Origin of the sequence: Paracidovorax wautersii (assembly GCF_031453675.1) — a bacterium.
Lineage (GTDB): Bacteria > Pseudomonadota > Gammaproteobacteria > Burkholderiales > Burkholderiaceae_C > Paracidovorax.
On the sequence record NZ_JAVIZX010000001.1, the window covers coordinates 3,030,814 to 3,051,617 of the forward strand.

General features: G+C 66.9%; 14 protein-coding genes and 1 pseudogene. 8 read left to right on the forward strand and 7 right to left on the reverse strand.

The window, feature by feature from the left end; translation table 11 throughout:
* Positions 1–219 precede the first annotated feature (219 nt).
* Positions 220–1,320, forward strand: coding sequence for an enoyl-CoA hydratase/isomerase family protein (locus QE399_RS13715; protein WP_309829339.1), 1,101 nt, complete (start codon positions 220–222; stop codon positions 1,318–1,320).
* Between the two features lie 124 nt (positions 1,321–1,444).
* Here the strand turns inward: QE399_RS13715 and QE399_RS13720 are convergent, their stop codons facing one another.
* Positions 1,445–1,855 carry a COG4315 family predicted lipoprotein gene (locus QE399_RS13720; protein ID WP_309829341.1) on the reverse strand — a complete coding sequence of 137 codons (411 nt, stop codon included), beginning with the start codon at positions 1,853–1,855 and terminating at the stop codon, positions 1,445–1,447.
* Between the two features lie 101 nt (positions 1,856–1,956).
* Entirely contained in the window at positions 1,957–2,430 is a 474-nt protein-coding gene (gene smpB / locus QE399_RS13725; RefSeq protein WP_309829343.1) for an SsrA-binding protein SmpB, read from the reverse strand.
* 349 nt (positions 2,431–2,779) lie between these two features.
* Here smpB and QE399_RS13730 point away from each other — a divergent pair, with 349 nt between their 5' ends.
* Together QE399_RS13730 and QE399_RS13735 are read left to right on the forward strand one after the other, a co-directional pair.
* A complete protein-coding gene (locus tag QE399_RS13730) occupies positions 2,780–3,220 on the forward strand; it encodes a type II toxin-antitoxin system RatA family toxin (protein ID WP_309829345.1) in 441 nt (146 codons plus the stop codon).
* A complete protein-coding gene (locus QE399_RS13735) occupies positions 3,213–3,542 on the forward strand; it encodes an RnfH family protein (protein WP_309829347.1) in 330 nt (109 codons plus the stop codon). The genes QE399_RS13730 and QE399_RS13735 overlap by 8 nt, the downstream gene beginning before the upstream one ends.
* A gap of 56 nt (positions 3,543–3,598) precedes the next feature.
* Here QE399_RS13735 and QE399_RS13740 read toward each other — a convergent pair whose 3' ends face one another.
* Positions 3,599–4,132 carry a DUF4124 domain-containing protein gene (locus tag QE399_RS13740; RefSeq protein ID WP_309829350.1) on the reverse strand — a complete coding sequence of 178 codons (534 nt, stop codon included), beginning with the start codon at positions 4,130–4,132 and terminating at the stop codon, positions 3,599–3,601.
* Positions 4,133–4,233: 101 nt separating this feature from the next.
* Here QE399_RS13740 and guaB point away from each other — a divergent pair, with 101 nt between their 5' ends.
* The 5 genes from guaB (at position 4,234) to QE399_RS13765 (ending at position 8,588) form a co-directional block, all read left to right on the forward strand.
* Positions 4,234–5,703, forward strand: a complete 1,470-nt coding sequence (guaB, locus tag QE399_RS13745; protein WP_309829352.1) for an IMP dehydrogenase — start codon at positions 4,234–4,236, stop codon at positions 5,701–5,703.
* Positions 5,704–5,792: 89 nt separating this feature from the next.
* Positions 5,793–6,053 (forward strand): type II toxin-antitoxin system Phd/YefM family antitoxin, encoded by a 261-nt coding sequence (locus QE399_RS13750; protein ID WP_309829353.1) that lies wholly within the window; start codon positions 5,793–5,795, stop codon positions 6,051–6,053.
* Positions 6,050–6,484 carry a type II toxin-antitoxin system VapC family toxin gene (locus QE399_RS13755; protein ID WP_309829356.1) on the forward strand — a complete coding sequence of 145 codons (435 nt, stop codon included), beginning with the start codon at positions 6,050–6,052 and terminating at the stop codon, positions 6,482–6,484. The genes QE399_RS13750 and QE399_RS13755 overlap by 4 nt, the downstream gene beginning before the upstream one ends.
* 12 nt (positions 6,485–6,496) lie before the next feature.
* Positions 6,497–8,116 (forward strand): glutamine-hydrolyzing GMP synthase, encoded by a 1,620-nt coding sequence (gene guaA / locus QE399_RS13760; RefSeq protein WP_309829358.1) that lies wholly within the window; start codon positions 6,497–6,499, stop codon positions 8,114–8,116.
* 241 nt (positions 8,117–8,357) lie between these two features.
* On the forward strand, positions 8,358–8,588 hold the full coding sequence (locus tag QE399_RS13765; RefSeq protein ID WP_309832107.1) for a DUF2274 domain-containing protein: 231 nt from the start codon (positions 8,358–8,360) through the stop codon (positions 8,586–8,588).
* Positions 8,589–8,954: 366 nt separating this feature from the next.
* Here the strand turns inward: QE399_RS13765 and QE399_RS13770 are convergent, their stop codons facing one another.
* The 4 genes and pseudogenes from QE399_RS13770 to QE399_RS13785 all read right to left on the reverse strand — a co-directional run bounded on the left by QE399_RS13770 (position 8,955) and on the right by QE399_RS13785 (position 20,419).
* On the reverse strand, positions 8,955–10,052 hold the full coding sequence (locus tag QE399_RS13770; protein ID WP_309829360.1) for a S1 family peptidase: 1,098 nt from the start codon (positions 10,050–10,052) through the stop codon (positions 8,955–8,957).
* 14 nt (positions 10,053–10,066) lie between these two features.
* Positions 10,067–10,279: a transcription antiterminator/RNA stability regulator CspE gene (gene cspE / locus QE399_RS13775; RefSeq protein ID WP_309829362.1), complete on the reverse strand. Its 213-nt coding sequence runs from the start codon at positions 10,277–10,279 to the stop codon at positions 10,067–10,069.
* A gap of 196 nt (positions 10,280–10,475) precedes the next feature.
* Entirely contained in the window at positions 10,476–11,825 is a 1,350-nt protein-coding gene (gene nhaA, locus QE399_RS13780) for a Na+/H+ antiporter NhaA (protein WP_309829364.1), read from the reverse strand.
* A gap of 34 nt (positions 11,826–11,859) precedes the next feature.
* A pseudogene (locus QE399_RS13785) lies at positions 11,860–20,419 on the reverse strand (GH36-type glycosyl hydrolase domain-containing protein).
* Positions 20,420–20,804: the final 385 nt, after the last annotated feature.

Consider the following 20,804-nt stretch of genomic DNA (forward strand, 5'->3'; position numbering starts at 1 on the left):
ATTGAAATAATAGCTAAATGCGCTTTTGGAATAAGCGTTGGAGGCCGCTTTTATTGCCTTATGGGCGCGGGCGTGTGCCGGTCGACGGGGGCCTGCGCGGCTGGGCTGTCGCCGGTGCCCGGGAGACAGCCTGGCGCATCGGCGTCCGGCACAATGGCGGCCTCCGGCAACGGGTGCCGGGTGCTTACCCAGACACAAGACGTACAGAGAGAGACATCCATGAGCGAAGCAGAACAGCACATCGTCAGCGAAATCCGAGGCCAGGTGGGCTTCATCACCCTGAACCGCGCCAAGGCGCTGAACGCGCTGTCGCTGGACATGGTGCGCTCGCTGATGGGGACCTTGCTGGCCTGGCAGCACAACGCTGACGTGCGGGCCGTTGCCATCCGCGGCACGAACAAGGAGGGCGCGTTCGGCGCCTTCTGCGCGGGCGGAGACATCCGCTTTCTGCACCAGGCCGGCAGCCGCGGCGATCCGCGGCTGGAGGATTTCTTCACCGAGGAATACGCGCTCAACCACCTGATCCACCACTACGGCAAGCCCTACATCGCCTTCATGGATGGCATCGTCATGGGCGGCGGCATGGGGATCAGCCAGGGCGGCAGCCTGCGCCTGGTGACCGAGCGTACGAAGATGGCCATGCCCGAGACCGCCATCGGCCTGTTCCCCGATGTGGGTGGTGGCTATTTCCTGTCGCGCTGTCCGGGCCGCGTGGGCGAATGGCTGGGCCTCACCGGGCACACCATCGGCGCTGCCGAGGCGATCGCCTGGGGGCTGGCCGACGGATGCCTGCCCGTGGAGCAATTGGCGGCGGTCTGGGAGGGGCTGGGTGCGCGCCCGTTCGCCGATGGGCCGGCTGTCGAGCAATGGGTGGCGTCGCACTGCGTGGCGCCTGCAGCGTCGTCGGCTCCGAGCGGCGACCGCGATGCCATCGATGCGTACTTTGCCCTGGACAGCGTGCAGGCCATCGTCACGGCCCTGGAATCCTCCGGCGATGCATGGGCCCGCGCCACCGCCGAGACATTGCGCAAGCGTTCTCCGCTAATGCTGCACGTGGTGCTGGAACAAATCCGCCGTGCGCGCGAGATGGATCTGGCGACCGATCTGCGCATGGAGCGCGACATGGTGCGCCACTGCTTCTACCTGCGCCCCGGCCAGAGCGAGACCGTCGAGGGCATCCGCGCCCTGGCTGTCGACAAGGACCACGCGCCGCGCTGGAGCCCCGCCCGCATCGAGGACGTGCCGGCGGAACTGGTGCAGGCCTTCTTCGCCAGCCCCTGGCCCGCGCATGCGCACCCGCTCGCCGCACTCCAGGGTTGACATTGCTACTTATATGATAGCAATAGGCGCTTGATGGATAAGCGCTAGAGACTGTTTTTGCTTCAAGAAAGCAAAAAAGCCGCACAGTGTGCGGCTTTTGTCGAGGGCGCAGGACCGGGCGGCGTCAGGGACGCGCCACCTTCCACACGCCGTTCACGCCATCGCCCAGCTTCGTGCCGGGCTGGGTGTCCTTCACGAAGTAGTACAGCGGCTGGCCCTTGTAGGCCCACTGGCGGCTGTTGTCGCTGCGCACCAGGATGGAATAGTCGCCCTGCGGCTGCGCACCGGCGGTCACCGGCAGCGGAGGCCAGTTGACGGCGCACTGGTCGTAGCAGGCCGACGTGCCGCTGCCCACCGTGTCCTTGGTGAAGGTGTACAGCGTGCGCCCGTCGGGGCCGATCAGGGTGCCGTCTGCCGCCTGCGTAGGCGTGCTGGGCTTGGCGGCAGCTTGCGGGTGGTGCGTGCCGCTCGTACCGCAGGCGGCCAGCAAGGTAGCCGAGAGGGTGATGGCGATGAAGGAGAGCTTGCGATTCATGAACGGGCTCCTAGCTGGGAGTTGGCGAAGCCCCCGACTGTAGAGAAGCGGACCGGCCCCCGGCTGTCGGACGGGTGCCCGACCTGCCTCGTTCTGCGCGTTCAGCGGTGGCGGCTCTTCATCGCGCGCTCCACCTCGCGCTTGCCTTCCCGGTCCTTGATGGTGTCACGCTTGTCGTGTTCCGCCTTGCCCTTGGCGAGGGCAACCTCGCACTTGGCGCGCCCGTCCTTCCAGTGCAGGTTGATGGGGACCAGCGTATAGCCCTTTTGCTCCACCTTGGCGATGAGGCGCTCGATCTCCGTCTTGTGCAGCAGCAGCTTCTTGGTGCGGACGGCGTCCGGGCTTACGTGCGTGGAGGCGGTCTTGAGCGGATTGATCTGGCAGCCGATCAGGTACAGCTCCCCCTCGCGCGCCACGACGTAGCCGTCGGTGAGCTGCACCTTGCCTTCGCGCAGCGCCTTCACTTCCCAGCCGTGCAGCACCATGCCGGCTTCGTAGCGCTCCTCGAAGAAATAGTTGTACGAGGCCTTCTTGTTGTCGGCGATGCGGGACGATGAATCAGGTTTCTTGGCCATAGTTACTAGATGCGGCGCAAACCGGGAGTTCAAAGGCCTCCCTACAATTGTTGTCGTCTCGCTCCCACGATTCTAGGGCCAGGCATTCTCTGCAAGCCCTAAGAACGTGTTGACGATCTCCCAGGGGTTGCGCAGCGGTGTGGGCGGGAAGGGATGCAAGGCGCGGTGCGCAGTGGATAGCATGGCGATCCACCAGCGCCGCAACGCCGCAGACCGCCCGCCCACACCACTGCCCTTCGGGTTGGAGCGAAATCGGGCGATTGCGCTCCAACGCGACCCCTGCGAGATCGTCAACACGTTCTAAGATGCCTCCGTCCACGACCGTCTCTGGCCTCTGGCCCCATCCAGCATGAAAACCGTCAACAAGTCCGTCCTGATCTGGTACAGCCCCGAAGAAATGTTTGCTCTGGTGACGGATGTGGCCAAGTACCCCGAATTCCTGCCGTGGTGCGACCGCGCCTCCGTGCTGGAGCAGGACGCCACCAGCATGACGGCCGAGGTGGGCATCGCCATGGGCGCGCTGCGCAAGTCGTTTGTCACGCGCAACACCCATGAGCAAGGCCGCCGCGTCCACATGCAGCTCGTCAAAGGACCGTTCTCGCAACTGGAGGGGGACTGGCAGTTCCTGCCGGTCGGCGATGGCACGCAACGGGCCTGCCGGGTGCAGCTGCAACTGCAATACGGTTTCGACAATGCGGCGCTGGCCGCCCTGGTGGGGCCCGTGTTCGACCGCATCGCGGGCTCCATGGTGGATGCCTTCATCAAGCGTGCAGAGCAGGTCTATGGCTGAGTCCCTGCTGCGCATTGCAGTGGCTGCATCGCTGGTGCCCGGCCAGGTTCGCGAATGGGCGCTGGAGCTGCCCGTGGGCGCGACGGTGGCGGACGCGCTGCGGGCCTGCTCGCTGGATCCGGCAGACACCGATTACGCACCCGCGATCTGGGGCCGCGGCACTGACGTGCGCCAGGCGTTGGAAGAGGGGGACCGGGTGGAGTGGTGCCGGCCGCTGGTCGTGGACCCCAAGGTGGCCCGCCGCGAGCGGTTTGCCCGGCAAGGCCGCCGGGGCACGGGCCTTTTTGCAGAGCGCCGCCCGGGTGCCAAGGCCGGGTACTGACACGCTGCGCCCAGGGAGGCGCATCGCGCGCTGGTCCGAGGGATTTCTGCCGGCGCTCAGGGCGCGGATCTGGCCGCGCCGCAGTCCGACGCGATGATCGCGTCCGCCCGCTTGTTCTCCGCTTCGCGCGTCGCATCGCTCATGAAGCCGCGTTCGCCCTGCGCATTGGTGTGGGCCAGCAGCTGACCGGAGTTGAGCGTGGCTTTCGTCTGCTGTGCGCGCGTGCAGTTCTCGGCGCGGGCGCGGGCGATGCGATCGCCTTCGGCCTTTTTGCGTGCGGCCTCCGCGGCTTCGGCTTCCGCCTTGCGTGCCTCCAGCTCGCCATCCTTGCCCGATGGGCGGGGCAGGGCTGCCTGAGGCGCTCCAACGGCGCTGGCTGCGGGAGCCGTCGGTGCCGCAGGGGCCGCAGCCGTTGAGGGGCGGGGGGCGCCCCCCGGCTGCTTGAGGATGTTCTGCGGCGGAACGTCCTGCGCAGGGGGGCGGTCGCTGAAGACCTTGCGGCCATCCTTGTCCACCCACTGCCATTGGGCGGATGCGCCCAGCGCCCAGGAGCAGGCCACGGCGAGCAGGACCATTCGGTGCATTTTCATGCGCTGGAGTGTAGCCAGGGCCGCGCGGGGGCGCCAGCGGCCACCCCGGGCCAGCGTGTGCTGCGTCCGCGCGGGTACAATCCGCCTTTTGGAGCTTTCTCATGCGCCTTCTTGGAAAAGCGCTCACCTTCGACGATGTGTTGCTGGTGCCAGCGTACTCCCAGGTCCTGCCCAAGGACACGTCCCTCGCTACCCGCCTGTCCCGCAACATCCAGCTGAATCTGCCTTTGGTGTCCGCTGCCATGGATACCGTGACCGAGGCGCGCTTGGCCATCGCCATCGCGCAGGAGGGCGGCATCGGCATCGTCCACAAGAACCTCACGCCGCAGGAGCAGGCGGCGCAGGTCGCGAAGGTTAAGCGTTATGAATCCGGCGTCGTGCGCGACCCGGTGGTGATCACCCCGGAGCACACGGTGCTGCAGGTGCTGCAGCTGTCCGAGCAGCTGGGTATTTCGGGCTTCCCGGTCTGTGATGGCGGCAAGGTGGTCGGCCTGGTGACGGGCCGCGACCTGCGCTTCGAGACGCGCTACGACGTCAAGGTGCGCGAGATCATGACGCCGCGCGAAAAGCTCATCACGGTGAAGGAAGGCGCTTCGGCCGCCGAAGCCAAGGCTTTACTGAACAAGCACAAGCTGGAGCGTCTGCTGGTCGTTGACGATGCTTTTGAGCTCAAGGGCCTGATTACCGTCAAGGACATCACCAAGCAGACCAGCTTCCCTAACGCCGCACGCGACAGCAATGGCCGCCTGCGCGTGGGCGCTGCGGTCGGCGTGGGCGATGGCACCGAAGAGCGCGTCGAAGCGCTGGTCAAGGCCGGCGTCGATGCCATCGTCGTGGACACGGCCCACGGCCACAGCAAGGGCGTGATCGAACGCGTGCGCTGGGTCAAGCAGAACTACCCCCAGGTGGACGTGATCGGCGGCAACATTGCCACCGGGGCTGCGGCCCTGGCGCTGGTCGAGGCGGGTGCTGACGCCGTCAAGGTCGGCATCGGCCCGGGCTCCATCTGCACCACCCGCATCGTGGCCGGCGTGGGTGTGCCCCAGATCATGGCCATCGACAGCGTGGCCACGGCGCTCAAGGGCACGGGCGTGCCGCTGATCGCTGACGGCGGCATCCGCTACAGCGGCGACATCGCCAAGGCCCTGGCCGCTGGCGCCAGCACCATCATGATGGGCGGTATGTTTGCCGGTACCGAAGAGGCGCCGGGCGAAGTCATCTTGTTCCAGGGCCGCAGCTACAAGAGCTACCGCGGCATGGGCTCCATTGGTGCCATGCAGCAGGGCAGTGCGGACCGCTACTTCCAGGAATCCAGCACCGGCAATCCCAACGCCGACAAGCTGGTGCCCGAGGGGATCGAAGGCCGCGTGCCCTACAAGGGCTCCATGGTGTCGATCGTCTTCCAGATGGCCGGCGGCGTGCGCGCTGCGATGGGCTACTGCGGCTGCGCCACGATCGAAGAGATGAACAACAAGGCGGAGTTCGTCGAGATCACCACGGCCGGCATCCGCGAGAGCCACGTGCACGATGTGCAGATCACGAAGGAAGCGCCGAACTACCGCGCCGACTGATCTTGTCCGATTCTGGCCTGATTGAATAAATCTGGTCAGGCCGATATAGTCTGGTCTGAGTTAACCATTCAGGCCAGACTTTTTTGTTTATGCAGTCTTTCGGCATCTACGACGCGAAAAGCCGCTTCTCGGCCCTCATCGAACTGGTCGAACAGGGCGAGGAAGTGCGCATCACCCGCCATGGCAAGGAGGTGGTGCGCATGCTGCCCGTGCGCCGGCGCCCGGTGATCTCCGACGAGCAGATCGCCCGGGAGCTGGGGCAGATGGATGCGCTGCACGCCACCATCCGGCCGGCAGCCGCCGGTGCGGCTGCCCACGATTTGCGCCGCGTGGGGCGGAGCCAGGCATGACTGCTTTCGTTCTGGATGCTTCCGTGACCGCCGCCTGGTTGCTGCCGGATGCGGCCAGCGACCACACACGGCGCCTCTATGCCCTCATTCGCCGGGACGAGGTGGAGCCGCAAGCCCCCAACCTCTGGCACTGGGAGTGCAGCAACATCCTGTCTGCCGGAGTGCACAGTGGACGTGTGCCGCCCGCGGCCATCGAAGGGCTGTGGAGCGTTCTGGAAGCCATTCGCCACCGGGTGGAGCTGCATGAGCTGGCGCCTGCCCAGCACAAGGCCGTGCTCGATGTGGCGCTGGAAACCGGCCTGCCTACCCTGGACGCGTCCTACCTCTGGCTGGCCCGGTCGCTGCGGCTGCCGCTGGCCACATTCGACCCCGACCAGATCGCCGCTGCCGAGCGCAGCGGCGTGCCCCTTCTCGACCTCTCCCGCCTCTGACGGACCACCACCATGCAACACCAGAAAATCCTCATCCTCGACTTCGGCTCCCAGGTCACCCAGCTCATCGCCCGCCGAGTGCGCGAGGCGCATGTCTACAGCGAAGTGCATCCCTGCGATGTGACCGACGAGTGGATCCGTGAGTACGCCAAGGACGGCACGCTCAAGGGCGTCATCCTGTCGGGTAGCCATGCCAGCGTGTACGAGGACACGACCGACAAGGCGCCCCAGGCCGTGTTCGAACTGGGCGTGCCGGTGCTGGGCATCTGCTACGGCATGCAGACCATGGCGCATCAGCTGGGCGGCAGGGTGGAAGGCGGGCACAAGCGGGAATTCGGCTTCGCCGCCGTGCGCGCCCATGGGCATACCGAACTGCTCAAGGACATCGCCGACTTCACCACCGCCGAAGGCCACGGCATGCTCAACGTGTGGATGAGCCACGGTGACAAGGTCACCGAGCTGCCGCCGGGGTTCAAGCTCATGGCCAGCACCGACAGCTGTCCCATCGCCGGAATGGCCGACGAAGCGCGCCGCTTCTACGCCGTGCAATTCCACCCTGAAGTCACGCACACCGTGCAGGGCAAGGCGCTGCTGGAGCGTTTCGTCCTGGGCATCTGCAAGGTGCAGCCCGACTGGGTGATGGGTGACTACATCGAGGAAGCCGTTCAGAAAATCCGTGAGCAGGTGGGTGACGAGGAAGTCATCCTGGGCCTGTCCGGCGGCGTGGACTCGTCGGTTGCCGCCGCGCTGATCCACCGGGCCATCGGCGACCAGCTCACCTGCGTGTTCGTCGACCACGGCTTGCTGCGCCTGAACGAAGGCGATATGGTCATGGAAATGTTCGAGGGCAAGCTGCACGCCCGCGTGATCCGCGTGGATGCGAGCGAACTGTTCCTGGGCAAGCTGGCCGGTGTGAACGAACCGGAAGCCAAGCGCAAGATCATCGGCGGCGAGTTCGTCACCGTCTTCAAGCAGGAGGCGGCCAAGCTCAAGGCCGGCGACGGTGGCCACAAGGGGGCCACCTTCCTGGCACAGGGCACGATCTATCCCGATGTCATCGAATCGGGTGGCGCCAAGAGCAAGAAGGCTGTCACCATCAAGAGCCACCACAACGTGGGGGGCCTACCCGAGCAGCTCGGCCTGAAGCTGCTGGAGCCGCTGCGCGAGCTGTTCAAGGACGAAGTGCGCGAACTGGGCGTGGCCCTGGGCCTGCCGCCCGAGATGGTGTACCGCCACCCCTTCCCGGGCCCTGGCCTGGGCGTGCGCATCCTGGGCGAGGTGAAGAAGGAATACGCGGACCTGCTGCGCCGCGCCGACGCCATCTTCATCGAAGAGCTGCGCAATTTCATCGACCCCGCCAGCGGCAAGAGCTGGTACGACCTGACCAGCCAGGCCTTTACCGTGTTCCTGCCCGTCAAGAGCGTGGGCGTCATGGGCGATGGCCGCACCTATGACTACGTCGTGGCACTGCGCGCCGTGCAGACCAGCGACTTCATGACCGCGGACTGGGCCGAACTACCGTACGCGTTGCTCAAGAAGGTGTCGGGCCGCATCATCAACGAAGTACGCGGCATCAATCGTGTGACCTACGACGTGTCGAGCAAGCCGCCAGCGACCATCGAGTGGGAGTGAATTGACGTCCTTCGAGGACTATCGCCAGCTATCGAAAAACTGTCATAACGCGTTGATTTAGAAAGAAATACGTCGCGGCAGCTATCGGTGGCTATCGCCGGCCAGCGGAACAGGTTGGCGGTGAAACTGGCGGTAAGAATCGGCGGCCGGATTAAGACCCTCCCGTTCACTATTCAGACCCAAACCGTCTTTGACGGTAAAAGTCTTCTCGGGAAAGCTGGTTTTATGCGGCTTTCCGAGCATCAAACTGCGGCTTGGGCCGCTGCCCAAGACCGAGAACGTCAAGCTTACCTTCGCGTGCCCGGCCGGCCTGAAAGCCGACCTCGACCGCTACGCCGCGCTGCACGCGCAGGCGTATGGCGAGGCGGTCGATGCAGAGAAGTTGATCCCGCACATGCTGGAGGCGTTCATGGCGGGGGATCGTGGTTTCAAGAGGGGAGGGCCGGCAGCGCCGAAGCCATCGGCGAAGTGAGGCTTGGAGGAATACCGCTGTGCTTGTCTGCGCTATCCTAGAGGGCGATTGACGATGGAGTTGCCAGAGTCGTCGCCTCTCAAATCCTTCCATCTTCCGCACAAGACCAAGCTCTTGTCGGATGACGGTAAAAGCGACGGTAATGGCCCATGTCGATCATCGCAAATCCCTTTAACCAAGCGGGCTTGCGTGGCCTGTTGATGATCGAGTGGGCCCGGAGGGCTACAGAGTAGCAGGGCGAGCTTTGTCGTGGTTTAGCTAGGCATTCCAGTTCGCTCGCGCATAGCCTCAACTGCTGTTCAGCAGAAGCTGAACGCACAGTGCGCGTGCGTGATGGCCTGGGCCCTCATTTCAGGTGACGAATCGCTACTTGGTTTGGGTCAGCACCATCAGAACATCTGCGTACCAAGCGCAATTGAGTCCAAGCGACTCATCTTTGATCAGGTCGCGGGTGCGCATGTCCATGCGCGTGGAATGCACGCCGAGCAACTGCCAAGTCGGCAGAGAGGACCTGCGTCCTTGGTTTGTGCTCCTGCGTCGAACGACAGGCGCACCGCTGCTGCCACGGTGTGTGCGGGCATCGGTCAGGAAGTAGCCCTGTTGCTGGAAGCGTACGCCGTACGCCGAGGCGATTGATGCGCTGCGGGCCACTGCGAGGTGATGGACCGTGTCGTGAAATCCCAGCGGAAAGCCAACGACTATCAGATTGTCTCCAATGGCCACGTCCTCGTCTTGAGGGTCAAGGTGCGACTTGTCGAAGGCATGCAGCACCGCTCCTTCTGGTAAGCGACTGGTCTGAATCTCGATGGTGGCGATATCCACAGCGCCACCCGTGTCGGCGGCCTGTCGCCACAGCGCGAGGCCGTGTTCATAGAGCGGTATCGAGAAGGTCGCGTACTGTGTCAGGTTGCTTGCATCGGTATGCAACTCGATTTCGACGCGGTCGGGAAAGTGCTCGCTTGGTTCATCGGACAGGACATGCCGGTTCGTCACAAGGAACAGTCGATCATCACGGCGGAAGAAAAAACCGCTTGCACCCGTCAACAGTCGCGTTCCGACGTAGGTGCGGATGTGTGTGGTGGTCAGCAGAATGGCCTCGACGGCCTGCCGTGGATGGAGGTTTCCCTGGGGTGGCTCGGTCCCAGCAAGCACCGCGCGCGTTCTGGCAATGTCCCGTTCAAAAGCGGCCAGTACATTGTCTGAAATGGGGGTGTTCAGAATGACCGTTCGAGCTGCTTCGGCATGTGCTTCAAACGAACGCACCAGAATGTCGTGGGTAGCGGGCGGCAGTGCTTCTAGCAGAGAAGGAAGCAGTGCGTCCAATGCGATCAGGCTTCCTTTGAGTTCGCAGATGCGCTCGGTGGCCTCCTGCAGATTCTTCATGACAACGGTGCCTTCCAGAAATGACAAAGCGCGGATGAACCGCGCTTGGGAGAAGTGTGTGGAGAAGTCTGGCTGGGCCATTACGCCCAATGCCTTCAGCTCACGGCACGAATGTTGGAGGCTTGGGGGCCCTTGGCGCCCTGAGTGACTTCGAACTGCACGTGCTGGTTCTCAGTCAGGGTCTTGAAGCCGCCGGCCTGGATTTCACGGAAGTGAGCAAAAAGGTCCTTGCTTCCGTTGTCGGGGGCGATGAAGCCAAAGCCCTTGTCTTCGTTGAACCATTTCACGGTTCCGGTTTGTGTCGTCATATCGATTTCCTTTCGAGGTTGCCGGGACGCAAAAACGCATCCGGCGAAGAGACGCCAAGAAAATCATCAAGGGAGATTCGACACAGCCGCGGGAGAAGCCCGGGAGAGGCGGAAAAAGACCGATGCAATGATGGCCTTGCACATATCAACGAACCCATAGTACGCGCATTGCGTCCTGCGTGCCGGTTTTCCTGACTTATATTTTCCTTGGCTCGTCAAGCGCCTGTGCTCGTGACATCCACACCAGCAGCGCCAAGCCCACGGCCGCCGAGAACAGCGAGGCCAGGAAGATGCCGATCTTCGCGCTGTCCATCACCGGGCCGACCAAGGCCAGATTGGCAATGAATATCGCCATCGTGAAACCGATGCCGGCCAGGAAGCTGCCGCCCGCGATGCTGCCCCAGTTCAGATCCGGAGGGCGGATCGCAAGGCCGGAGCGCAGAGCCAGCCAACTGAAAAGAAGAATGCCTGCGGGTTTGCCGACAGCGAAGCCCAGGAACACTGCCGCTGCGACGGGCTGAGCGGCACTGGTCCACGAGAGTGCCAAGCCTGCATTGGCGAGGGCGAAGATCGGCATGATGAAGAAGCTGACCCACGGGTGCAGTGCCATTTCCAGGCGCTCGACCGGCGAGAGCGACTCGCGCGCGGCAATCTCCGCCACCTGCAGCGTTCTTCGATCACTTTTGTGGGTGCTGCCCTGATTGCCCGCAGGATGGGCGATGACTTGCCCTAGGATGGCATAGAGCCGGCTGTCGCTTACCCAGCGTCTCGCAGGTGTCATCAACCCGAGGATCACGCCTGTGACTGTGGCGTGGAGCCCGGACGCGTCGATGGCCAGCCAGGTGGCGCAGCCCACGATGACGTAGATCGGGATGCTCCGGATGCCGGCGGCGGCCAGCGCGCGCAGGATGCCGATGCACAAACCCGCCAGAGCGAGCATGCGCCAGTCCATGTGGTGGTTGTATCCGATGGCGACCACCAGGATGGCTCCAATGTCATCGACGATCGCCAGGAACAGCATGAACACCCGCAGGCCGTGCGGAATGCGCTTGCCGAGCAATGCTAGGCAGGCAATGACGAACGCGGTGTCGGTGGCCATCGCAATGCCCCAGCCGTGCTGACCGGGTTGACCCCACTGCAGTGCCAGATAGACGGCGGCGGGCGCGACCATCCCACCCAATGCCGCAGCAATTGACAGGGCCGCCATGCGTGGGTTGCGCATCTCGCCCAGAACGGCTTCGCGCTTGAGTTCGAGTGCGACCAGGAAAAAGAACAGCGTCATCAGCCCGTCGTTGATCCAGCCTTTCAGCGAACGACCGAATTCGAGTTCTCCGAGCCGCAATTCGACCCGCGTTTCCCAGATGCCGAAGAAAGCATCTGCCCACGGGGAATTGGACAGGAGGAGGGCGGCGATGGTGAACACCAGCAGGACGGCGCCACCAGCTGCCTCGATGTGCAGGAACCTGACAAAGGGCGGGGCGATCCGGTCGATCAATGCCCGAGGAAGTTGACCCGGCGCTGTCGGATCGAGCTGCGGATCGTTCATGGTTTTGCCGCATGGCATTGGGGCGAGCTTGCCTTCACAACGTGACCACCAGCCGATGCTCGCCCGGTGTGAGCGGCACGCGCAAGGCACCGCCGTCGCTGGTCAGCGCCATGCCGTCCAGGACCGCCGACGAGATCCCGGCGCAGCGCATCCCGGGCGATTCGACCTGGATGGCGTAGCGCGCCGCGCCGAGGATGATCTCGGCCTCGAATCCGGGCCATTCGGCAGGGATGCATGGATCAATGACGAGTACCTCGCCTTCGCGGCGAATGCCCAGGATCCCTTCCACACCTGCGCGGTGCATCCACCCAGCGGCGCCGGTGTACCAGGTCCAGCCGCCCCGGCCTTCGTGCGGCGGCACCGAATACACGTCGGCCGCCACCACGTAGGGCTCCACTCGGTAGCGCGCGGCCTCCTGTAGGGTGCGCGCATGGTTGATGGGGTTGACCAGCGCAAACAGTGCATGGGCGTGCGCGCCCGCCTGCGGGTCGGCACGCAATTGCGTGAGCGCCAGGATGGCCCACATGGCCGCGTGGCTGTACTGGCCGCCGTTTTCGCGCAGGCCCGGCGGGTAGCCCTTGATGTAGCCGGGGTCGCGCGGGGTGTGTGCGAAGGGCGGGGCGAAGAGCAGCGCCAGCCCGGGTTCTGGCATCAGCAGGTGCGCGCGCAGAGAATCCATCGCTGCCTGCGCGCGGCCCGGGTCGGCAGCGCCGGACAGCACGGCCCAGGATTGGGCGATCGAATCGATGCGGCATTCCTCGTTGTCACGGGTACCCAGCCAGGTGCCGTCGTCGAAGGTGGCGCGCCGGTACCAGGCGCCGTCCCAGGCCTCGCGCTCCAGCGCAGTCGTCACTGCCTGCGCATGGGCGCGCCAGCGTGCAGCCCGGGCGGGGTCGCGCGCCTCGGCCAGCGGATTGAAGAGGGCCAGCGTGCGCACCAGCAGCCAGCCCAGCCACACGCTCTGGCCCCGGCCTTCCTGGCCCACGCGGTTCATGCCGTCGTTCCAGTCTCCGGTTCCCATCAGCGGCAGGCCGAGTTCGCCGGTGAGCACGATGCTCTGGTCCAGTGCGCATGCGCAGTGCTCGAACAGAGTCGCCGAGGTGCCGGCCGGCATCGGCTGGAAGAAGGCGTCATGTTCGCCCGCCTGCAGCGCGGGCCCTTCCAGGAAGGCGACGGATTCGTCGAGCACTGCCGCATCGCCCGAGATGGCCACGTAGCTGGCCGCGGCGAAGGCCAGCCAGACGCGGTCGTCCGAGATGCGCGTGCGCACGCCCTGGCCCGAGTGCGGCAGCCACCAGTGCTGTACGTCGCCTTCGACGAACTGGCGGCCCGCGGCGCGTAGCAGGTGTCGGCGCGTCTCTTCGGGCCGCGCGAAGGCCAGCGCCATGCCGTCCTGCAACTGGTCGCGAAAGCCGTAGGCGCCGCTGGCCTGGTAGAAGGCCGAGCGGGCCCAGACGCGGCAGGCCAGCGTCTGGTAGAGCAGCCAGCCATTGAGCAGGATGTCCATTGCGCGGTCGGGCGTGCGCACCTGTACGGCGCCGAGCAGGTCGTCCCAATGGTCCTGCACCCGCTGCAGTTCGATGTTCAGGTCAGCCTCGCGCCAGCGCCCGGCCAGTGCCAGACTCTCCTGTGCGCTGCCGCATTGCCCGAGCAGGGCAACCACGTCCACCGACTCGCCGGGACGCAGAACCACGCTGCATTGCTGCGCGGCGCAAGGGTCCAGGCCCGCGCCCACCGCGCCGGACAAGGGCGTCCGGCTTCGCAATGCCGCGGGCGTGGCCAAGCTGCCGTGGCGGCCGAGGAACTCCGTGCGGTCGGCGGTCCAGGCGCTCTGCCGGCCCGCGAGGTCGGCGAAGGCGACGCGGCCCGGGAATGTGGTGCTCCAGGGGTTGCGCGCCAACAGAACGCCGCTGGCTGCGTCGACTTCGGTCAGGACGAAGGGCGCGCACGCGGCACGCGAGGTGCCCAGAACCCATTCCGAATAGGCAGTGACCGACAGGCGCCGCGTCTGCGCGCTGCGGTTGCGCAAGGTGAGGCGCGACACCTTGACCGGGTCATCCAGCGGCACGAACTGCAGCAGTTCCAGCGCGATGCCGTGCGCCTCGTGTGTGAAGCGGCTGTAGCCATGGCCGTGGCGCGCGACGTAGGTGCCCCCGTCGCGGATCGGCTGCGCGGTGGGGCTCCAGAGTTGTCCGCTCGCCTCGTCGCGCACGAAGAAGGCTTCGCCGGTCGGATCGGTCACCGGATCGTTGGACCATGGGGTGAGTTGGTTCTCACGGCTGTTGCCGGCCCACGTGCTGGCGCTGCCATCGGCCGAGACCTGGAAGCCGAAGCCCGGGGTTGGCGATGACGTTGATCCAGGGTGCGGGCGTGGTCTGACCGTCGGCGAGTACGGTCACGTATTCGCGGCCGCCCTGATCGAAGCCGCCGAGTCCGTTGAAGAACTCCAGCCGCGCCGTGTCCGGGCCCTGCGCCTGCCTGGGCAGGGCGGAGGATGGCGGTTGCGCGGCCGCCTCGAGCGCTGGGCTCGCGGTGAGTGCTGCCTGGGGCAGGCGCGCGATTTGTCGAGCGATGTCGCCCCGACGCGCCAGCAGCACCACGCGGGCCGCTGACTGCAGCAGGGCGCGGGCCGACGTGTCCATCAGGTCTGCGCGCAGCGTATGGACCACACCCCGGGCCATCGCCTCGCCGTCCAGGCGGGGGCGTGACTGGCTGCGGCGCACGGCGGTCTCGATGGCGGTCTGCAGGTCCTGCACGTAGGACGAGGCGCGCTCGTTGACGATCACCAGGTCGACGCTCAGTCCCTTCATGCGCCAGTACTCGTGCGCGCGCAGCAGTTGGCGCACCTGGGCCATGTCCTCGATGTCGTCGATGCGCAGCAGCACGATCGGCAAATCGCCCGAGACCGCGTGCCGCCACAGGCCCGACTGCGGGCCGGCGCCGCGCGCGATCGCCTCGGCCGGCGCGCGGAAGCGTGCGTCGGCATAGAGGATGGGCGCGGCCAGCCGCTGAAAATCCGCGGCTTCGTCGGCCTCGATGCCGATGTGCCGCAACTGCACCTGGGCCTGGGTCCAGGCCAGCGTGCGGGCGCGCTCGAAGGCGCTGCGGTCGTGGTGCTGGTCCACCAGGTCGAGCAGCGCTTCGCGCGAGGGGGCTACCAGCGTCCAGAAGGCCAGCCGCGCCATCTGGCCAGGTACGATGCGCACGCGGTGGCGCACCGAGAACACCGGGTCCAGCACCGTGCCGGCCGTGCCGGACAGCGCGGCGCCGTCCGCCATGGCCTGCGCCGTGGCGGACGTGCGCCCCCGGCCCAGGAAGCGCGCCCGGTCGGATTCGTACTGCACCGGCGCCGTGGCCATGCCTTCGACGACCGCGAAATGCGCGGCCCACACCGGCGGCTCGTTGGGCGTGCGCGGGCGGCGCGTGGCGACCAGGGCACCGAACTCGGGCAGGTATTCGGTCTGCACGAACATCTTGGCGAAGGCCGGATGGGCATCGTCGGCCGCGGGCGGAGCCAGTACCACCTCGGCGTAGGAGGTGAGTTCGACCTCGCGCGCCTTGCGGCCGGTGTTGACGACCGTGACGCGGCGCACCTCGCCGTCGGCTTCGGCCGACACCAGCACCTCCATCGTGGTCGTCAGGCTGCCGTCGTGCCGCGTGAAGGCGGCGTGGTCCTCGGCGAAGACCACCTCGTGGCTGTCGGCCGCCACGCCCAGGGGCTGCGCCGCGGCGGACCAGACCCGGCCGCCGTCCGTGTCGCGCAGATAGACGTAGGCGCCCCAGTCGTCGCGGGTCGCGTCCTCGCGCCAGCGGGTCACGGCCATGTCGCGCCAGCGGCTGTAGCCGGTGCCCGCCGCGGTCAGCATGACGGCGTAGCGCCCGTTGGACAGCAGGTGCGTGGCAGGCGCCGCCGCAGCCGACGGGTCCATGCGCCGTACCGCGTGCAGGTCGCCGTGCGGATCGGCCACGCCGGACGGCACCTCCTCGGCGCGCGCGTGCGCCACGGCGACGAGGCGCGGCATGCGCTCCTGCAGCAGCAGTTCGCAGGCCTGGATCATCGGCTCACGATGGAAGCGTTCGCGCATGCGCGCGCCCTGCAGCGTGTTGGCAATGGCGACGAGGGTCATGCCCTGGTGGTGTGCCATGTAGTTGCGCACGATGGCGACCTGCGACCCGCCGGGCTGCCGGGCGCGCGTGAAGTCCAGCGCCTCGTAGAAGCCGTGGCGCCCGAGGGCGCCCAACGCCTGCAGGCGCTCGAAGTTGCGCTGTGCGAGCGGTGCATCGACCATGGTGGCCAGGCCGGTGGCGTAGGGCGCGATCACCAGATCCTCGGCCAGGCCGCGCTTGAGGCCCAGGCCCGGCACGCCGAAGTTGGAGTACTGGTAGGTGAATTCCAGGTCGCGGGCGTTGTAGGCCGATTCGGAGATGCCCCATGGCACGCCCATCTGCCGGCCGTAGGCCACCTGGTGCTGCACGATCAGGCGGTTGGTCTGCTCCAGCAGGCTGCCGGCCGGCGCGCGCATCACCAGCGAGGGCATCAGGTACTCGAACATCGACCCGGACCAGGACACCAGGGCCGATCCGCGGCCCACGGGGATGGCTGTTCGACCCAGGCGGAACCAGTGACGCGTGGGCACGTCGCCCTTGGCGATCGCGAACAGGCTGGCCAGCCGCGCCTCGGATGCCAGCAGGTCGTAGCAGTTGGCGTCGAGCACGTTCTCCACCGCGGCATAACCGATGGACAGCAGCTTGCGCTCGGGGTCCAGCAGGAAGGCGAAGTCCATGTCCAGCGCCAGCGCGCGCGCATGTTGCGCCAGGGCTTGCCAGCGGGCATCGAGGCCATGCGCCGCGGCGGCGAATGACGCGGCGTCGCGCGCCTGCTGCCCGATCCGCCCGCGCAGCGTATCGGTCCAGAACAGCAGGTCGTCGCCCTCCGCCTGCACTGCCGGGACCAGCGTCCGCGCTTCTTCCGCAGCCTTGTCGGCCAGGCGCTGGAGCACCGGCAGCAACAGGCTGGCAGGACCCTGGAGCCCGGCGTCGATGTCGTCGAGGAGGGCCAGCAGCCGCTGGCCCTGCGGCCCCTGGGCCGCGGGTTTGGCGGACGCCGACTCGCGGGCCAGCGCGAGTGCATCACCTGCGCCCTCCGTCCAGTCGGCCGGCTGCAGTGCGCCCACCCATTCCTCGCAGGCGTTGGCCAGCGCGATCAGGTGGCCCGCCAGGTTGCCGCTGTCCACCGACGACACATAGGCCGGTGCCAGCACCCGGGTCGTGCGCGTGTCGTACCAGTTGTAGAAATGACCTCGGAACCGCTCCAGCGTCTGCAGGGTGGCGAAAGTCGCTTCCAGGCGCTCGCAGGTCTGCAGTGCTCCAGCCCATCCGAAGTCACGGGCCGCCACCGCCGACAGCAGGTACAGGCCGACGTTGGTGGGGGAGGTGCGGTGCGCGACCACCGGCTTCGGGTCTTCCTGGAAGTTGTCCGGCGGCAGCATGTGCTCGGCCGGCGTCACGAAGGTCTCGAAGAAGCGCCAGGTGCGCCGTGCCGTGCGCCGCAGGGCCATGGCATCGGCGAGTTGGGGCGCGCCGGATGGCACGAGCGGCGGGCGGCGGCTGGCGCGCCAAGCCAGGGCCGGCGCCGCGAGCCAGAGCACCAGCAGACACAATGCCATGGGCCATGCCGCGGACGAGAACACGCCAACGCCCACGACCAATGCCACGGCCAGCAGCACGCCGCCGGCCATTTGCCCATAGAAGCCCGCTACGCCGGGCCGCGGGCGAGCGGCGGACTGGGCGGCGGTGGTCCATTCCAGCAGGTGTCGATGGGTCGCGTACAGCCTGATCAGCGTGCGCGTGATGGCGTCCAGAGCGCGCCAAGCCTGGTCAGGCAGCAGGGTCAGCGTCCAGGCCGCCTGCAGCGCGGCCATCCGAAGATCGCTGGCCAGCAGGCGCAGGTGGCTGCCCAGCCCGATGCCTGCGCGCGGCGGCCCCAGCCCCGCCAGGCTGGGCAGGAAGGCTGGCACGGCCAGCGCCAGCACCAGCAGCCCCATGGCCTGCAGTGATTGAGGCCAAGGCAGCCAGGCGCACAGCGCGAAGGCCAGCAGGCTTGTGGGCGCGAGCAGGGAGCGCCGCAGGTTGTCGATCATCTTCCAGCGGCCCACCGGCGGCACGGCCGCGCCCGCGTGGCGCCGCCCGAGCACCCAGGGCAGGAGCTGCCAGTCGCCGCGCGTCCAGCGGTGTTGGCGCCGCGCGGCGACGTCGTAGCGGGCCGGGAACTCCTCGACCACCTCGACGTCCGACGCGAGTCCTGCGCGCGCGAACACGCCCTCGAACAGGTCGTGGCTGAGCATCGTGTTCTCGGGGATGCGCCCGGCGAGCGCGGCCTCGAAGGCATCGACGTCGTAGATGCCCTTGCCGGTGTAGGAGCCTTCGCCGAACAGATCCTGGTAGACGTCGGACACCGCGGCCGAGTAGGGGTCCATGCCACCCGGGCCGGACGACAGGCGCTGGTAGAGCGAGCCTTCGCGGCCCAGCGGCAGCGCGGGCGTCACGCGCGGCTGTAGGATGGCGTAGCCGCCCGTCACGCGCTGTTCGACATCGCTCCAGCGCGCGCGGTTCAGGGGGTGGGCCATCTTGCCGATCAGTCTCAGCGCCGCGTCGCGCGGCAGCCGGGTGTCGGCGTCCAGCGTGATGACGTAGCGCACGCCGGCCAGGATGTCGGGTTGCTGGGCGTTGTCGGCAGCGCCGCCATCCAGTGGCATGAAGCTGGTGTCGGTGGCGCCACGCAGCAGCCGGTTGAGTTCATGGAGCTTGCCACGCTTGCGCTCCCAGCCCATCCAGCGGTTCTCGCTGGCGTTGAACCGGCGTCGCCGGTGCAGCAGGTAGAAGCGCTTGCCGCCCGGGGCCGGGCCATGCCGTTGGTTCAGTGCGGCGATGGCCTCCTGCGCGATGCCGATCAGGTGGGCGTCACCGTCGAGCACTTCCGTGTCCGCGTCCAGACCGTCCGACAGCAGGGCAAAGGACAGGTCGCCACCTGCGCCGGCCAGATGGTGGACTTCAAGGCTCTCGATGTGGCTGAGCAGTTCTGCCTCGCTCGACAGCAGCGTGGGTACGACGACCAGTGTGCGCAGATTGGCAGGAACCCCATCGGCCAGCGCCAGGGCAGGGAGGCTCGTGGCGCCAGAGCGCGAGGCAACTGCGCGCTGGACCAGGGCCGTGGCCACCTCGATGGCGGGCAGGAATGCGGCCAGCGCGAGCGCCGCCAGCACCCCGGCGGGAGCTGCCGCCGAGGCGCCCGTGGCAAAGACGGCCCAGAACGCCAGGCCCAGCAGCATCGCTGCCAGCGCGAGGATGGCGGCTACGTAGCCGCCAAGCCCGAGGCGGATGTTGAAGCGGTCGATGCGCACGGCCAGCGGCGGCCGGAATCCGATGGCCTGCTCCAATTCGCCGCGCCCCTCGGCGATCAGGTAATGGCCGGGATTTGCCATGCTGGCGTCCTGGACGCGAAGCTCGGACGTCTTTTGCGAAGCCGCCAGTGCCAACGCCCGCTCGGCGATCGCGAGTTCGGACAGGGGCGAACCCCGTGCCAGTTGCTCGATCGCGGTGCGGTAGCGGTTGCGTGTCGGAAAATCCATTTCTGCGAAGGCGCTGGCGGCCCGCAGGCGCGCATCCACCAGGCTGTTGCTCTCGAACAGATCAGCCCAGTCGATGTCCGACATCAGGCGCATGCTGGTGATGACGTTGCGTACCGAGACGTTGGAAGCGCCCTGGCGCTGTTGTGCATGCAGGATGGCCTGGTCCGCATCCGTACCCTGGTTGCGCAGCCGCTCGTCCAGCCATTGCAGAGCCGGCGTGGTGCGGGGATCCTGGTCGCGCAAGCGCTTGGCGAGCTGCGCGGCGAACAGCTCGGATACCGGGCCGCTCGCGCGCGTGGCGATGTCCCGGTCCAGCGCCGCATACGCGCCGCCTGGCTCCAGCAGACGGTCGGCGAGCCGTTGAGCGTCGGCGCGCGCGGCACGTCCGGCCGTGATCTGGTCGGCCAGCCGGCGCAGGTTCTCCACCAGTACGATGCGCAGAGTGATCGCCACGGCCCAGAGTTCGCTGATGTCCAGCGGCTGGACTTCCTGGTAGGCCGCGATGAAGCGGCGCAGGACGGTGGCGTCGAAGTGGCTGTCGGTATGGGCGACGAAGGCCCAGGCGAGTCCGAAGACGCGTGGATAGCCCGCCAGCGGACCGTCTGCCAGCTTGGGCAGTTGGCGGTAGTAGCCCGGCGGCAGGTCGGTGCGGATCTCGCGCACTTGCGCCTCGACCACGTGGTAGTTGTCCAGCAGCCATTCGGCGGCCGGGACCACGCGGCGGCCCGCAGCCACTTCCGCGGCACCCGCACGGTAGGCCAGCAGCAGCTCGGCGGCGTTGCCGCGCAGCCGGCTGTGCAGCGAAGGCACCCGGGGCGGGTTGGTGCTGACCTGCTGGGCCGCGGCGAGGCTGCGCGCGTGCTGCTCCAGGCGCTCGATGCCGAACAGTTCCTCGCGCACGGGTGCAGTGTCCGACCACGGCCCTTGGGCAGAGCGCTGAAAGGCGAAATGAAGAACGGAATGCATGGGCGCCTTTCAGGGCGCCACGGGCATGCGAGGCCCCGCGATCAACCCGCCGAGAAGAAGATGGGCAAGATGGCCCTTGTGGAAGCGGCTGGGCGATGTGGCCCAGCACGCCTGTCAAGACTTCTTGGGAGTCCGAACCGGTGCCGCCACGGTCCTGGCCAGGACCGTGGGTGCCGGGACTGCCGGCACCGGTTTCTTCTTGGGCTTTTTCAGTTCCCGGTTACCGCGCTTTTGCTCTTTTGCCGCCATGAAGTGCTCCTGCTCTTGAGATTTCAGCCCGCTATTGCGAGCGAAGGGTGCGAAGCCGTTCAACAAGAAGCGGCTGGCGAGTGCGTCAGGAAAGGAAGGTGATCTGCAAGACGCTGGCGTCAATCAGCGGGAAGCG